This is a genomic window from Ruegeria sp. THAF57, assembly GCF_903914075.1.
Lineage (GTDB): Bacteria > Pseudomonadota > Alphaproteobacteria > Rhodobacterales > Rhodobacteraceae > Ruegeria.
In genome coordinates, this window is sequence record NZ_CAIWNQ010000007.1 from 14,355 (window position 1) to 30,295 (window position 15,941).

The following is a 15,941-nucleotide window of genomic DNA, read 5'->3' on the forward strand; positions in this document are numbered from 1 at the left end:
AAAGTCCTAAGCCATCTAGAGACGTTTAATTTTAAGCCGAGGCCTCCAAATAGCCATCAGCCTTTGAACTTCAACCGTGCCTGCGCGGGCGTGAGCTTCGTCCGTATGGCCCCTACTCAAACAGGATGGTCCCAATGAACTTTATTCTGCGTGGTAGCCTGGTTACCCAAATCACCATCGGCCTAGTTGCGGGTGTTCTGCTTTCCACTGTTTGACCCTCAGCCGGGTCAGCCGTCGGCTTGCTTGGCGATTTCTTCGTCGACGCATTAAAAGCCGTTGCTCCCGTTCTGGTGCTGATCCTGGTTTGCGCTGCGATTACCAACCACAAAAAAGGCAGCGACGCCCGTATGGGCCCCGTGGTGCTCTTGTACCTAATCGGAACCTTCGCAGCTGCTCTGGTTGCGGTTGCAGCGAGCTACATGTTTCCGGTTACTTTGCATCTGACCGGCACGCCCGAGCTTTTGGACGCGCCGGGCGGTCTTGCCGAGGTAGTTAAGAATATCTTGCTTAAAATCGTGGACAATCCAGTAAATGCTCTGGCAACCGCAAACTACATCGGCATTCTAGCTTGGGCCGTTGGTCTCGGACTTGTTTTCCGTCACGCCAGTGACACAACCAAGAACCTGATGTCGGATCTGGACGGCGCGATTACCAAGATCGTCGCAGCAATTATCCGGCTGGCTCCAATCGGTATATTCGGCATCGTGGCTTCGACGATTGCTGAGACCGGCTTTGACACACTTGTCAGCTACGGCCAACTTCTGGCGTTGTTGCTTGGCTGCATGGTTTTCATGGCGCTGGTTGTTAACCCGCTGATCGTGTTCCTGCGCATCCGCAAAAACCCATATCCGCTGGTATTCACATGCCTGAAAGAGTCAGGTGTTACCGCATTCTTCATGCGCAGCTCGGCCGCCAATATTCCTGTGAACATGGATCTTTGCCGCAGAATGGATTTGGATGAAGAAACTTACTCGGTCACGATTCCAATCGGTGCTACAATCAACATGGCTGGCGCTGCGATCACCATCACTGTGATGACGCTGGCCACCGTTCATACAATGGGTATTCAGGTTGATTTCATCTCGGCCGTGTTCCTGAGCATCATTGCCTCAATTGCTGCCACCGGGGCATCGGGCGTAGCAGGAGGATCACTGTTGCTGATCCCAATGGCGGCCAGCTTGTTCGGCATCGACAACGCAACGGCCATGCAAGTGGTGAGCATCGGCTTCATTATCGGCGTGTTGCAAGACTCTGCGGAGACCGGTCTGAACTCATCGACCGACGTTCTGTTCACCGCGGCGGGATCGTACAAACAAGGAGATCCTTACCCACGAAAGCTGGCCGAGGCACAGCTACCCGCTTAGGCACTGCGCGAAAGACTTCAACCGCTGGCACTGGTCGGCGGTTGAAGAACGGTTCGGTACGCAAGTCAAGCATCGGGTGCAAGTCACTGAACGATCGTATCGAGCCCAAACCTCAGTTTCGGCATACTTTAGAATTTTTGCTCAATTGTCGGTTTAGACGCACGCTTACTTTGGTCGGGGAGTTACGCTTGATGATCAGAGACGCTAAGGTTGCAGTCAAGTAAACAGGCAGGTAAACGATATGCGCAGTGCTATCTTCCCACATTTATTTACATTTTTCCTAGGCGCTATGGTCGTTGCTCAATCCGCAACGGCAGCTTCTCTCGGACAATACGAGGTTTTTGGCGTTGAAGACGGAGACATGCTGAAATTGCGTGCAGGACCGGGAATCGGGTTCAACGTGATAGCGGGCCATCCAAATGGAACCGTTTTGCGAGTTCACAGTTGCGAGCAGACCGGCGGCACCCGTTGGTGCCGGGTCTCCTTGAAACGTGCGCGTGGTTTAAAGGGATTTGTATCTTGGGCATATTTGCGAAAACTATGATTTTAGCTTTGCAGGGTGCCACCTTAGGTATCCAGGTCTTGTCAAAAGAACCTGAATTGAGGCGGTTAGGACGTTTCCCTAACTTCGGCAAACTTTGCACGACAGGTAGCGATTGAACTGGATTGCAGAGACTGTCTTCTATTGGGGCAGTTTCGTTCCCGAGACCCAGAACTCGTTCCGCCTCGATTGGACACTCGCAGCCAAGAAATCCACGAAAAGTCTGACCCGGGCCGTGTTCTTCAAGTCGCGATGTAGCAGTAACCAGATGCTTCTGTAGGGCATGGGTTTCTGAAACGGCGCTCTGATCAGGTTAGGGTGCCGATCTCCCAGATTGCACGCAAGGTAAGCCATGCCAAGCCCGGATGCGGCCAGCGTGATCAATGGGACAAGTTCAGATACTCGATGTTTAAGCGCGGCTTTTGGGTAGTAGCTGTTCTTAACCCAGTTCGCCGTGGTCGCCTCTTCTGGTTCGTGCCAGCCAATTAGGTAGAGCCCCTCACCACCGTTATCGGTGATCCGCTCAGCATATTCTCGTGTGCAATAGGCAGCCTGCGACATTTGCACGAGCTTTCGGCCCACGACATCATCCGTCACCTCACTTGCAACTCGGAGCGATACGTCCGCTTCCCGTCGCGTCAAATCACGAACGTCATTTGTGAAGTTCATGTTCAGGGTGATGTTTGGGTAGAGATCGGCGAAAGCAGCGAAATCGTCCATCAGAGATGTCATTGCCAGACCATGGGGCAATGTGATGTAGACCGTGCCAGCAGGTTGAGCATCGCGGCCGACAATCATTCGAGACGCCGCTGTCATTTCCGCCTCAACGCGTTCGGCGTGAGGCATAAGGTCTTCCCCAAGCTGGGTCAGCGCCAAGCCTTGCTTTGAGCGATCAAAGAGGCGGCTTCCGACACGTTCCTCCATAACCGATAGCCTCCGGGTCAGGGTCGTATGGTTGACCTGAATGCTATCGGCGGCGCCCCGCAATGTCCCAGTTCTTGCAACAGCAAGAAAATACTTCAGATCATCCCAGTTGAGAGAATGGCTTTCCTTGATCGACATGAATCTTGTGTTTCATTTTTGAAGCAGCATGTCCAGAAACACCTATCTACAGATCAATTTTCGGGCGGAATACCTTGGGCTAATCAAACGCAAACTCAAGGACTATGACCGATGAACCATATACAATCTGTGTTGATCACTGGCGCAAATGCCGGATTGGGTCGCGAGGCAGCCCGGCAGCTTGCGCTTCAGAAAGGTATATCCAAAGTCTATCTGGCTTGTCGTAACCCAATCAAAGCGGAAGCCGCAAAATCAGCGCTGGAACGTGAGACCGGGCGCAAGATCTTTGAAGTTGTCCTGATGGACGTGACCAGCCCGGCTTCGGTTCGCGCCGCAGTTGCCGCACTTTCCACCCCAATCGACGCGGTAATCCTGAATGCAGGAGGCACGGGCGGGCGGAACCCAAACAGCCTAACCAGCGATGGCGTGACAAATATCTTCGCAACAAATGTTCTGGGCCATGTGGTGTTGGTGGACACATTGTTGGAGCGCCAGTTATTGACGTCTACAATTCTATATGCCGGGTCCGAGGCTGCTCGTGGTATTCCCAAAATGGGTATGCACCGCCCAAGCCTGTCCGATGGGACGGTGGACGAGTTCAAGTCAATCGCCGATGGTACCAAATTCGGCCCCGACGGTGATCCGATGCAGACCTACGGCTATGCCAAGCTCACCGCAACCCTATGGATGGGAGCGATGGCGCGTCAAAACCCTCATATTCGCTTTGTAACCATGAGCCCGGGCGGCACGGCCGGAACGGCTGGCTTTGATGACCTGCCACTTATGAAACGCATTGTCTTCAAACACGTGGGCGGTGTGCTGATGCATCTGTTCGGCATGATGCACAGCGTTGAAGCCGGAGCAAAACGATATCTGGACGGGTTGCTGAACCTGGATTTCGAGACCGGCCACTTCTACGCCAGTAGAGCTGGTTATCCCACCGGTCCGGTTGTGGATCAGGCCAGCATTGACGCATCTCTTTCAGACATCACCAATCAGGACAACGCGAACAAGGCATTGCGCCAATTCGCCTAGAACGAAGGAGTAATGAAATGGAAACCACACTGAACATCCTCGTGATCCTCACAATCCTCATGCTGTCCGGTCTCGGCATCATGTCGATGTTTGCCCCCAGGCGCATGGTTGCTAGCTTTGCCATCAAGCCGGTTGGCACTGCCGGGCTCAGCACAATCCGTTCGGTGATCGGCGGGCTGTTTTTGGCCTCAGTGACTTTATTGGTGATCGGTCTGACCACCGGGCAGACGCTGGGCTATGCGGCTGTCGCGGTCCTGATGGCGGTTGTAGCTGCCGGGCGTATTGTCGGAATTTTAGCGGACGGGTTTGACAAAGCAGTTGTGCCACCCTTGGTCGCTGAACTGATGATCATCGGAGTTTTGGTCACCGCGAATTACCAGCTTTCCGCGTAGCCGGGTTTGCTTAAATCGGACGGCGGCGAAGTTGGAATAGCCGCCTTCCGATCAGCCAAGCACCAACTCTATGAGTTAACACTCTCGCAATATCCGCTTTGTAGGCACAGCGGACATTCATTCAAGTTGCAACGAAGGTCCGCTTCGAGCCCAAAGCGGACGGAGTTGTATTGCGTTTCCGTCCATGCGAGAGAGTGACTTAGCGATTTTGCGTGAATAGGTTAGACTGTCTGGCGCATGTCAGAAACCGTTCAAGAAAGAGTACGATCACGCGGCGGCGCGGCTTTCGCCGAAGAAGAGCGCCAAGGCATGATGCTCGCCGCAAAGGTCCGCACTATTGCTCTTGCACTTGTTCTACTGTGGCAAGCCATTGATAGCCCGGAAACTGGGCCATCATATTATTTTGCTCTTCTTGAAATCTTCGCTTTTGTTTTGCTTGGTGGTTTGCAGTACATCGCAGCATACTCGCGTCTTGGCGGACGCAGCATTCCGTACGTGTTCGTTACGTTAGACTGCCTGTTACTGGCGGTAGTTTTCAGTCTCGGTTCGCCGTTTTCCGACATTTCGTGGCCGCCAGCCATTTCGATGAACTCCGCGCGTTTCTTATACTTTTTGATGTTTCTGATGCAGGCATCCTTCAGCTTTCGACCTTTCTTGGTTGTCTGGTGCGGTATCAGCATAGCGACTGCTCGTATCGGCATGTGGGTATGGTTTTTGAGCCTACCAGGTTCGTACAGTAATTTGGACTTGCCGGAACAAACAGTTGAAGCCTGGCTTGCCGGAGGCACTGACCTCAATTTTCTGTTTCTGGGATATGCGGCTACAGAATTGCTGGTTGTTGTAATATTGTCTGCGGGGTTTGCTATCGTTGTTGCGCGATCCCGGCGGCTCGTTAGCAATCTCCTTTCGACTGAGAGGAAGCGGGCCAGTCTGGCAAGATACTTTTCTCCAAATGTAGTCGACCAACTTAGCAGTTCAGGTGTTGGTCTTTCGGCCGGTAAACACCAAAAAGTTGCCGTACTTTTTGCGGACATCATCGGGTTCACAAAACTTTGCGAAAAAGCGACTGCCGATGAGGTGATTGAGCTTCTTAGAGGCTATCATGACCGTTTGGGTAAAGCGGTATTTAGAAACTCGGGCACCTTGGACAAGTACATTGGCGACGGGCTGATGGCGACCTTTGGAACTCCCAACCCGAACCCTCACGACCCTGAAAACGCACTAAAAAGCGCTTATGAAATGCTCAAAGCATTGGACGAGTGGAACACTGAAAGAGCGTTGTCCGGCGACGATCCGATCCGTGTTGGGATCGGACTGCACTGGGGCGCCGTGGTCGCCGGAGACATAGGGAATGAACGGCGCTTGGAATACAGCGTGATTGGCGACACTGTGAACATCGCAAGCAGGATCGAGCACTTAACCAGACAACTGAACACTCGGTTGGTTGTGAGCGACGATTTGGTTTGTGCAATCAAACAGCATAACCCAAACGCCAATCTTGATCCGTTGATTGATGCAGGTCTTCAGAAAATCCGCGGCAGAACGTCTAAAGTGAAAGTCTGGAAATACACCAAGTAGCGACAGCGATCTCGATTGACTGTTTCGTCCGCAGAGCGGTCATCTAACGCAAATAATCCAAAGTCTAGTATCCGAAGGAGCGGCCGTTCGCGCCTAAACCTTCGGAACCCGTTTTGAGATGACGGACGGCTGCTGCCGTCCGTCAAACCGTCAGATGTCGATCTTCTCCGCGATGCTCAACGCGTCGTCGAGTTCGACCCCAAGGTACCTGACCGTGCTGTCAACCTTGGTGTGTCCAAGCAGGAGTTGGACGGCCCGAAGGATGCCAGTCTTCCGATAGATCAGCGCAGCTTTTTCCGCCGAAGAGAATGCGTTCCGTACCCACAAGGATCCAGTCCGATGACCGACACCCAGCTGCGCACGAGACGTGCGTATTGCCGAGTCGAAATGTGCGATGAACTGTGGAACCTGCTTGGAAAGAGAAACTCGCGACCAAGCATGGCGGGCGACCTGACCCACTTAAAAATCGATCTTCGCGTGTTCTCGGACACTTCGAACTGAACTGGCCTGCCTGTCTTGCTCTGGACGATCGATACGCGGTCTCGAACTGCTCCGGCAACGACCAGATCCGCCACTTTCAGGCGAACAAGATCACAACCGCGAAGTTTGCTGTCGATAGCAAGATTGAACAGCACAAGGTTGCGCGGGTTCCCGGCGAGTTCGAGCCGCGCACGAATTGCCCAAACCTGTCTTGGCAGGAGTGGACGTTTCTGACCAATTAGTCGGTTCTTGTTCCACGGCGGCTGAGACGGTCTGATTATTGGAAGGTGAATACTGGACATGGTGAAGCCTCCATCCAGCCCTCCCGCACCAGGCATCGGCACCCTGCCAACCAGCGCACTTTACTGTCCTTGCCATCATAGAAACCGATCGCGCGCATCTCAAACTGCAGATTAAAACACTCAATGGCCGCTTCTGATAAAGTCGGACGTCCGATGAAAACGAGCCTATGACCGCAATGCGGACAAAGCTGCCTTATGCTCATCGCTTTCTGATGACTGGTCTCACACCGAAGCTGAGCTTCATTACGAGCTTTACATCCTCCGAGATGCGAACGAAGCGGGCACTGCTCAAGGCGACTAACGCACGGTATCTGCCATGCGTCGCTTGCGACCACTAAGCTGTCCTACCAGAGCCTAGTTCGCGGTCGCCTGACAGCCTCTGGCACAAACACAAGGGGCTAGACACCAGAGCTGAAGCGTGGCTGGATTGCTTAGAGATTGTCTAGTCGGACGGAGATCCCCAAAATTGAAAAGAAATGCAAACAAGCTGTTAGTGACTTCCGCTATTGCTATCGCTCTTTTGGCCTCCGGTGCGGTATTTTCTGCTTCTACACAACGAGCAAGCGCAGAGGCTGGTTATTTCTGGGATGAAACCGTTGAGTCTGTAGATAGAAGCCCTTGGATATTTGAAGGCACAAGTGTTTTTGGCGAATTAGCACGAGTTCCACCGTCAGATTGGGTACGTACTTTGGAAGAAGCGGCATACCCAACTGAGCTTGAGACTTTTGTTTTCACAGCTAGCAATAATGTAGAACAGAATATCAACGATTGGTTGCATCAAACGCATACCGATAGCTTTTTGATTTATCACGATGGCAAATTGGTCGCTGAAAAGTACTTCAATGGCATGAGAGCTGATACGCCTCACCGCATTCACTCGATCACCAAGACAGTGTTGGGTATGGCAGCAGGGCTGGCGGTTGAGGCGGGAGATTTAGATCCTAAAAAGCTGATCACCGAATACCTGCCAGAGTTGGAAGGCCCAGCATTCAAAAATACAACGGTTAGACACCTACTTGATATGACCGCTGCTGTTGATTGGAAAGATGCTTCTAGCGGCTACTTAGACGATGCCGGTGATCTGTTCTGTGCGTTTGGTCAGGACCTCTCAGAAAAAGTAGAAGTTTGTGATACAGAGTCTGGCGTTAAGGAGTACATGATTTCTCTGAGTGATCGCGAGTCCTTGGTAGAAGACGGTGAAGTTTATAGTTACCGTTCAGTGCTATCTGCGCTGCTGGGTATGGTTATCGAGTCGGCGACTGGAGAAAGCTATCTGGATGTACTGGCCGAGTTGTGGCAGGACATCGGTGCTCAGGACCCTGCATATAGCGAACTAGGGCCCAAAAGGATTGTGCAAACGAGTGGCGGGTTATTTACCAGCTCTCGTGACCTTTTGCGATTTGGCATAATGATGCTGGACAACGGTAAGGTTAACGACACTCAAGTTATTCCTCCAGATTGGATAGCTGACACGATTCAAGCAAATGATGACGTTATCGCAGCCTATGAAAAAAGCGCATATGCAGAGGTGTTTGAAGGCTTCCACTACCGTAATCAAGTTTGGGTGAAAGACAGAGAAAAAGGTGCGTTTTACGGCATTGGTGTCTATGGACAGCTTTTGTATGTGAACCAAAAAGCCAAAGTGGTTATGGTGAAGCTATCAAGCCAACCAGAAGTTCAAAACACACCTATGTACCTGGACTCTATGGTTGCGATGAAAGGAATTGCAGAGACTTTGAGCAAGTGAATTTCAAAGCCCTTATTCCAACATTTCTTCAGTGTTTTCTTCACCCTGTGCAACACCCTGAGCCTTCTGTCGCAGGGTGTTCGGCAATTGGTTCAGGTATTTCTACTTCTGAGCTCATCGAATGCCCATGAACAACAGCGGGATCACATATGGCAAATCTTTTCTCTCACGTGTCCGTTTTTTTGGTTGTGTCAAATCTTGCGGTCTTCGCAATTTCTCCGGACGCGCACGCTGCCGAGATCAGCATCGCCAGCAGTCAAATCGAAAGAAACCCAGAGCCCGGGGTTCCTTTCACCCAATGCAACATGCGTTTGGACGGTCCTATCGAAGCAGGTGATGCGGACAGGTTTCGATCCTTACTTGCCGATATTGATCGACACACGGAAGAGCAATGGCCCATCGTAACGTTGTGCCTTAACAGTCCGGGCGGGTCCATGACCGAGGGCCTCGCCATTGCAGAAGAAATTCGCCGCGATCGGCCCCGGACTGAAAGCAGCATCTCTCCTCTTGTCGTGACGCGCCTCGAAGCGGGCGCCCATTGTGCATCGGCATGCGCGTTGATCTTCATGTCCGGAACCCGCGAGTTTTCGGAAACAGATCCAATTCCGGCGCGTTCGATGCACCCCACAGCCCGGCTCGGCTTCCACGCTCCAGCGCTGGTGGTTAAAGATGGGGACTACAACAAGGCCCAGGTGAACCACGCCTTCACTATATCAGTTAACGTGATCGCGGATCTCCTGCGAATTCTGAATGTCGGTGAAAACGAAGAGGGTGAGGCTTACTCAGGAAGAGAGACCTGGATGGATGCCACATTGATTGAAACGATGCTCAACACACCGGCTTCGGAGATGCGCTACATCGAAACCGTTGACGATGCTGGCCGCTGGGGTATCGATGTCTATCCGCTAGCTCGACCAGAAATTAACTACAAGACCGCCTATCAAGGATGCGTAAATCATTGGTATTGGACAGAGGCCCGTTCCGCACGTAATCCATATGAACTTCATTTCGGCGATGATCACAACTACCCCATTGGCGAAGCGTTTTTCGAAGAGCATAGGATACGTTTAGTTTTCGAAATGGATCCTCACACCGGCGAGAGTTGCGAGGCCTCACTTGATACGGAAGGCTATGTCAGTTTCGGTATCTTTCATCCAGATTATTCGGGCGAACCGGGCTTATCCATTGCCTATAACGAAGAGGGCGAGTCTTTTGCGACGGATGCCGGAGCACACGCCCTTGCGCTGTATTCAGCAGGAACCAGGCTGGCGACCCTTTCGGACCCGACTCCCGAGAAGCGGGCTGTTGAAAAGCAACAGGTCGCGTGGGCGCCTCGCTTTGGTGGAAACAAAGTTTCGCTTTGGGAATACGACGGATCATTGATGGCCTGGGAAAGTCAGGGCAACAACCGCTGGATCTGGTACTTTGCCCCTGGAGATCCCCTTGCTGATAGCGTGGTTCAGTCGGGCGATCTCTTGTTCGAAGGAAAATTGAAAAACGGCGTGCTGAACGGTACAGTACATCATCCTACAAAAAGCTGCGGCGACCTTAGCTACGCGATCTCGGGAGAAGCCAAAGGAACCAAGGTTACGCTTGAAGGCGGCGGCCAACCCAAAATCTCCCGATGCTTGGTTCTTGATGGTCGGGATGAAACCTTTGAATTTAGCTTCATCGCTGCAGCCCCGGGCTAACCAATGGCTGTTTCGCGTTGAGCTTACGATAACCGTCTCTCCACCTTAAGAACTGGCAGAAGCACAGACCATTGCAAGTGGCATTTTTGTGCGACGCGTTTTCTTCTTGGGAAGCGTCGCAACGGGAAAGACTGTTGAGCGAGCGCCGTCCGCTTTGAGCTCGGTGCAGTCACTCGCTTTACTCAGTGTGAACGACTGCTCTGCGGACTTTGCAGCCATCCGCATTTTCACGCCAAAGGACCGCAGTCAGCCCAAACCGGACCTTCATCGTCGGCCTTTGCAAACTCCGATATGCGGACAAAGCAGTCATCTAAAACTTGGGGCTGGATTTCCTCTTGGTGCCGAGGTTTAGTTTTATTGAATTGCCATTTCGGATTTCGGTCGACTTAACAATCAAAAGCACGGAACGGTTCTGTCTGGACCGTTTTTCGACGAGGAGACAGAACACAATGAAAAGACTTCTTATCTCAAATACCCTCGCTGCCTCTCTCATTTGCAGCTCGGCTGTGGCTGTTACGCCAACGACGTCGGATTTTAATGACACAGGTGACATCTTGGAGCGTTCCAAGAAATATACCGACATCGAGTATGACATTATGGTGCAACGGGCGGCACAGGCCGCGATTTACTACATGCCGGCCGTGGCTCAAGTAGACTTCATTAAGGCGACCGTTCGCGCCGGAGGAAACTACGATACCGTCAACTATGTGACCGAACCGTTCGGCTCGGACAAAGGGTTCCTGACCGCCAACGACACCACAGCTTATGCTTGGGGTTCAATTTCACTCAAAGATGGTCCAATGATCGTCGAGGTGCCGCCGATGACCGACAGGGTGGACTACTTCGGATCGTTCATTTCGGCGTGGCACGTTCCGGTTATCGACGTAGGCTCAAAAGGCGCTGACGAAGGCAAAGGTGGCAAATACCTTTTTCTACCTACTGAGTATCAGGACATGTTTGGCACAGCAGCAGAACTTGAAGCTCAGGGCTATATCATCGTTCCCAAAATCGACACACATGACTTCTCTTTCTCTTTCCGCCCGACGCTTCTGAACGGAGCTACGCACGCTGAAGCCGGTGAGCACGCGAAAGGCATCAAAATATACTCGCTCGCTGAAGACGTGGGCGGAGATATTGCGCCCACTGAATATATCGACATGACGGAAATTCCATACGATTGTTTACCTTACTACAACATGACGTTCATCGAAGACATCAATGACGTGGTGCAGAACAATCCGATCCGCGAGAAAGACCGCGCGATATACTCGATGCTGCAAAGCATCGGCATTGAAAAGGGCGAAGCATTTGACCCTACGCCAGTCCAAAGGAAAGCCGCGCTGGAAGGCTTGGAAATCGCTTATGCGCACATGCAGAACAAGTTCATCACCGAGGGTGAGACTGTTGCACCGCTTTGGGTGAACAATGGCGAGAAAATGTCTGAATGGTCCTTTTGGAACTTCGGACCACAAGCTCAAATGGGCTTCCCGTTCGAGGACGGCGACGAGATACTCATCGACAAACGCGCAGCAACATACTTCTACGTCACGTTTCTACCCAGCCAACTAGGCGGAGCGACCTTTTACCTGACGGGCCTACGAGATTCAGATGGGAACTTGTTGAATGGGACGGACACCTACAAACTCAACGTGCCCGCCGATGTTCCCGCCAAGGACTTTTGGTCCGCTATCGTCTACAACATGGAAACCAAGAACTTTAGCCGCGGAGTCGAACGGGTCGGCGCTTCCACCAAAGACTTGGACGATATGGTCAAAAATGAGGACGGCTCGGTTGATGTTTACTACGCGCCCACCCTCGACGAGGTGCCGGAAGGTTACGAAGCAAATTGGGTCACAACACAGAGTGCCACAAATGCAAATGATTGGTTCTTCCTGTTCCGGCTTTACCGCCCGGAGGCCCCGGATTGGTTTGAGAATTGGATGCTAAGCGATGTTGTAAACATCTCTAAACCGTAACAATCTGGGTGGTGCGAACACTTGATCGAAAAGCGGTTCTGGGCCCGGTGTTGCCATTCGCCTAGATCTCAGCGGATCTCCACTTTAGGGACCATGCAAATTGGTTATACAATGACGTGATTTGTGCTGTACTAAGTTCGAACACCAACAATGATAGGCAATTGCTGAATACGTTTTATTCAACGTGATGAGCAAGTCTGCCGTCCCATTCTTCTGTTGAAACCTTGGGTTCCGGCGGGTCCGCAATGTAAGACGGTGTCATTATCTGTGTTCCGTTTTCATTAAACACATCGACAATATTTTCGCGCAAATCGGACAAAATCTTGGGCAAGCTCGATCCGCGCGAAGTATAGGCGTTAATCTCATAATTGATTGCGTAATCAGCTAGCTGCGTCCAAAGGACAAAAGGTTCGGGGCTCTTTCTTAACCCTTGGGTTCGCTGAGCAGCTTCTATCAACATCGCCTTGATCTTCTTTGGTGGCTCTTCGTATCCGATCCCTACTGTCGTGTGGACCAACAGCCCTCGGCCATCCACTTTGCGCGAATAGTTTACGACCTCGGAATTGAGTAGCTGTGCATTTGGAATGCTTATCATCTCGTTCTTTATCGATTTAATCAGTGTTTCCATTAACTTGATCTCTGTTACGTCTCCGATCTTGTCGCCAACCTGAATGCGGTCACCGACGTTGGTACTGCGTCTGTAGATGACAAACAGGCCGGCCATCATGTTTGAAACAACGGTGTTCGAACCGAGCGAAACCATAATACCCGCCAAAATCGTCAAGCCCTGAAAAGCCCGGGAATCGGAACCAGGGATATAGGGGTACGCAAACACCAGCGCGATGACGATCACCAACGCTCGGAACAACATGTTAGTGGGGGCGATCCAATGATCCTCAAAGTCTTTCAGTTCGAACGCCCCGTTCTCAAGGTTCTCAAAGAACAGGTCGAGACCGCGAATTGCCAACCTTGTCACAGCAGCAATGATTGCGAGCATGATCAAGTTGGGGACGTAGCCAACAATTGCCAAAACGACAGTTACGAGTGGCTCGCTTACGTACTTCAAGAGGATCTGGGCTATTCCCTGCGTTTCGGCAAAGGAGAGTAGCACCAATGAAAGGTAGTAGTAGAAAAAGAATAGAAAGAAGACCCACATCAATATGTGGATTGAATAGACAATAATCGACGCGATTGCCCTGCTTCTCAAGATCGATTTTGTGGCTTCCTCAACGCCTTCCGCTCTCTTCTCCAAGTTGTTTCTGATGTAGTCCAATAGCTTTCGCCGCTTCGCAAAAAACGCATACGATGCGAGGGCAAAGACTGCCGTCCAAGCAAATGCAGCCATCGCACTATCTACTCTGCCCTCATTGGACCGAGCATCTCGGTATTGAAGGATTGCTGTCTCAATCGCTTCAGCCTGAAGCCCAGCCAAGACTTCCATAGCCATTTGTTCGTGCTCGGCGTCAGCTTGGGTGGTTATCGTAACCATCTGCCCGTCGACGCGTATCATTTTCCCAAATTCAGCGTCCGAAACCTGAACCTGAACCGAAGTCCTCGTCGAAGCATCGGCGACCTGAGCAATCCGCTCCTCGATCTTTCTCGCTCGTTCGGTAGCGGGCAAAGCACTTGAGCCGCGAACCAAGAATAGCTCTTCGCCATCCAAAATCACCGGCGCTATGAATTCGGGATCTTCTCTCTCTTCGACAGGTGCGAGAATTTCGTCAGACTGAGCAAGCGCAAAAGTGCCGGCAAATAGAAGCGGCAGGAACCATAACGTAAGAGCCCTCATGATTTTGCTCCTTCTACGGGAATTATGTGCACATCGCGTTGCGGGAACGGTATGGATATACCTTCCGTGTCAAACCGCTCTTTTGCTTGACCAGTAAGGTCCCAATAGACAGTCCAATAGTCATCGGACTTGGACCATGGACGGCAGAAGATGTTGACGGAGTTGTCTCCCAACTCACCCACGAAGATTTCAGGTTCCGGTGTTTTCAGACAAAGCTGGTGACATGCGACCAAGTCCTTGAGGACTTCAATTGCTTGGGCAGCGTTGTCCGAATAAGCGATGCCAAAGACCAGATCGACCCTACGTTCTTCGGATGCGCTCACATTAGTTATTACGTCCCCCCAAATCTTGCTGTTGGGGACTATGATAATCTGGTTATCGAATGTTCTGATCTTGGTTGAAACCACCGACATCTCATCAACAAACCCAGATGAACCACCTACTTGGATATAGTCACCAGTATCGAACGGTTTGAGAACCATGATCATCAGACCGCTTGCGAGGTTGCCTAACGTTTCCTGCAAAGCAAAACCTAGGATGAACGACAAACCCCCAAGCACCGCAAACAGCGGTGTAACGTTAACTCCGAACAAAGCTAATACGACGAGAATGCCAAGGACGAAAACGGCCCAGTACACGGTGGTGGCGATGAAGCGTTTCAGCATTCTGGAAATAGTTGGAATTTTGTTCAGACCCCGTTCAGTGACCCGGCGCACCATACGCGCAACGAACATCATGGCCCAAACTGCCAGCAAAACGCCCATGCCAGCTATCAACAGGCCGACGCCCCCGTCCCACGAGAACAACCAAGACCACGCGTTCTGAAAAAGCGTTTGAAGGTCGGTTGTCTTTAAGGCTCCCGTTTTCAATGCAAGAATGTAATCAGTGTGCGGTTCTAGATCTTCCGCCTTCGCGCCTTTGAGGGCCCATGCTTCGAGCACTAAACGATAGTTGTTGAGAACGTCTGATCCAGAGTTGTTCAAGGAGGCCAACTGAGACCGCAAGGTGTCTTCCCGAGCTCCGCTCGCCGACCGAAGTTGCAAGTTTAATTGCGCGACTTCTTCGAGCCGAGAGCGCACGTAACTCTGCCAATTTCCGGCGACCTCAGAAAGTTCTTCGGACGTTAAGGGAACAAGCAGGATCTCGAGGTCATCGGCCGCAATCATCTCATCTACGACTGAATTGATAAGATCGTCGTTCTCGACTTCAACAGCCTCTTGGCCCGCCTCAGTTTCTTGCGCGCCGGCAGGGAAAGCGCCCAATAACGCTGTGAACCAAAGGAATGACCAAATCGTCAACGTTCTCAGTGCTTGTCTCATCAATCTGCCCCCTACTTCCTTAACGGTTGAAGAGAGCACACACATACGCAACAAATCCATAGTTATGTTTATGTTTGAATATTTGCCTGTGACTAATACCCCGGTCTTCGGATCGCTTTCGACAGAGGAACTCTTTCAAATTGGTGGAGTCACGGTTTTACGAACGAAACAAAATTTGCGTGGACGGATCATAGACTTGCTGTGCACGCCTAATTCCAAGCTTTTTCGATAAGGCTCACAAAACCAAATAGAATTGCCTCCTGGAGACGCCACTCACTTACCTCTCCAGGAGGCTAGCCAGACAGGTCTGGCAAACGCGCGAGCAAAGCAAACAATACATACCTGTCACGCAGCCAGATACTTGACTCCAAAATGCAACAATTCAACGATTTTTACGCGCGGCAAGTTAGATTTTTTCGCGTGTGATATAACTGTTTACTTATTAGATCTCGCAGCCCCGCCTCTGAAAGTGGCGTCGCATTGTGCGAGTAGTTGGCCACTCATTGGGGCAAAAATGAAGTTAACAAGTAGCCATACCAATCTGGTGAGCTGCGCATGCCCCCACTCGCATTCCAGATAGTCTGGGCAGTCCCATACCCAGACTATGGCCCGCGCTGTCTGTCATCCCAGATCATGACGGCGCGGGCATTTGGATCGACATTGGG

Annotated in this window: 10 protein-coding genes and 2 pseudogenes; 8 read left to right on the plus strand and 4 right to left on the minus strand. The window is 51.6% G+C overall.

Annotated elements, in window-relative coordinates; translation table 11 throughout:
• Window positions 1-233: 233 nt before the first annotated feature.
• Both sstT and RUESEDTHA_RS15655 read left to right on the plus strand, forming a co-directional pair.
• Window positions 234-1,364, plus strand: a pseudogene (sstT, locus tag RUESEDTHA_RS15650) (serine/threonine transporter SstT); the annotation flags it as partial.
• Window positions 1,365-1,653: 289 nt separating this feature from the next.
• The gene (locus RUESEDTHA_RS15655) at window positions 1,654-1,908 is read left to right on the plus strand and encodes an SH3 domain-containing protein (RefSeq protein WP_255431790.1); all 255 of its coding nucleotides are present in this window, start codon (window positions 1,654-1,656) and stop codon (window positions 1,906-1,908) included.
• Window positions 1,909-2,046: 138 nt separating this feature from the next.
• Here the strand turns inward: RUESEDTHA_RS15655 and RUESEDTHA_RS15660 are convergent, their stop codons facing one another.
• Window positions 2,047-2,967 carry a LysR family transcriptional regulator gene (locus RUESEDTHA_RS15660; protein ID WP_180887688.1) on the minus strand — a complete coding sequence of 307 codons (921 nt, stop codon included), beginning with the start codon at window positions 2,965-2,967 and terminating at the stop codon, window positions 2,047-2,049.
• A gap of 111 nt (window positions 2,968-3,078) precedes the next feature.
• Here RUESEDTHA_RS15660 and RUESEDTHA_RS15665 point away from each other — a divergent pair, with 111 nt between their 5' ends.
• The 3 genes from RUESEDTHA_RS15665 (at window position 3,079) to RUESEDTHA_RS15675 (ending at window position 5,972) form a co-directional block, all read left to right on the plus strand.
• Window positions 3,079-4,002: an SDR family NAD(P)-dependent oxidoreductase gene (locus RUESEDTHA_RS15665; protein WP_180887689.1), complete on the plus strand. Its 924-nt coding sequence runs from the start codon at window positions 3,079-3,081 to the stop codon at window positions 4,000-4,002.
• Between the two features lie 17 nt (window positions 4,003-4,019).
• Window positions 4,020-4,394 carry a DUF4345 family protein gene (locus RUESEDTHA_RS15670; RefSeq protein WP_180887690.1) on the plus strand — a complete coding sequence of 125 codons (375 nt, stop codon included), beginning with the start codon at window positions 4,020-4,022 and terminating at the stop codon, window positions 4,392-4,394.
• A 237-nt stretch (window positions 4,395-4,631) separates the two neighbouring features.
• Window positions 4,632-5,972: an adenylate/guanylate cyclase domain-containing protein gene (locus RUESEDTHA_RS15675; RefSeq protein WP_180887691.1), complete on the plus strand. Its 1,341-nt coding sequence runs from the start codon at window positions 4,632-4,634 to the stop codon at window positions 5,970-5,972.
• 150 nt (window positions 5,973-6,122) lie between these two features.
• On the opposite strand, the pseudogene RUESEDTHA_RS15680 reads toward RUESEDTHA_RS15675, so the two are convergent.
• Window positions 6,123-6,754 (minus strand): annotated as a pseudogene (locus RUESEDTHA_RS15680) (tyrosine-type recombinase/integrase).
• 466 nt (window positions 6,755-7,220) lie between these two features.
• Between RUESEDTHA_RS15680 and RUESEDTHA_RS15685 the strand changes: the two are divergent.
• From RUESEDTHA_RS15685 to RUESEDTHA_RS15695, 3 genes are all read left to right on the plus strand, one after another.
• Entirely contained in the window at window positions 7,221-8,501 is a 1,281-nt protein-coding gene (locus tag RUESEDTHA_RS15685; protein WP_180887692.1) for a serine hydrolase, read from the plus strand.
• 149 nt (window positions 8,502-8,650) lie between these two features.
• Window positions 8,651-10,192, plus strand: a complete 1,542-nt coding sequence (locus RUESEDTHA_RS15690) for a hypothetical protein (protein WP_180887693.1) — start codon at window positions 8,651-8,653, stop codon at window positions 10,190-10,192.
• A 449-nt stretch (window positions 10,193-10,641) separates the two neighbouring features.
• Entirely contained in the window at window positions 10,642-12,168 is a 1,527-nt protein-coding gene (locus RUESEDTHA_RS15695; protein WP_180887694.1) for a DUF1214 domain-containing protein, read from the plus strand.
• Window positions 12,169-12,343: 175 nt separating this feature from the next.
• Here the strand turns inward: RUESEDTHA_RS15695 and RUESEDTHA_RS15700 are convergent, their stop codons facing one another.
• Together RUESEDTHA_RS15700 and RUESEDTHA_RS15705 are read right to left on the minus strand one after the other, a co-directional pair.
• Window positions 12,344-13,957 (minus strand): mechanosensitive ion channel family protein, encoded by a 1,614-nt coding sequence (locus tag RUESEDTHA_RS15700; protein WP_180887695.1) that lies wholly within the window; start codon window positions 13,955-13,957, stop codon window positions 12,344-12,346.
• The gene (locus tag RUESEDTHA_RS15705) at window positions 13,954-15,276 is read right to left on the minus strand and encodes a mechanosensitive ion channel family protein (protein ID WP_180887696.1); all 1,323 of its coding nucleotides are present in this window, start codon (window positions 15,274-15,276) and stop codon (window positions 13,954-13,956) included. Before RUESEDTHA_RS15705 ends, RUESEDTHA_RS15700 begins: the two co-directional genes overlap by 4 nt.
• Window positions 15,277-15,941: the final 665 nt, after the last annotated feature.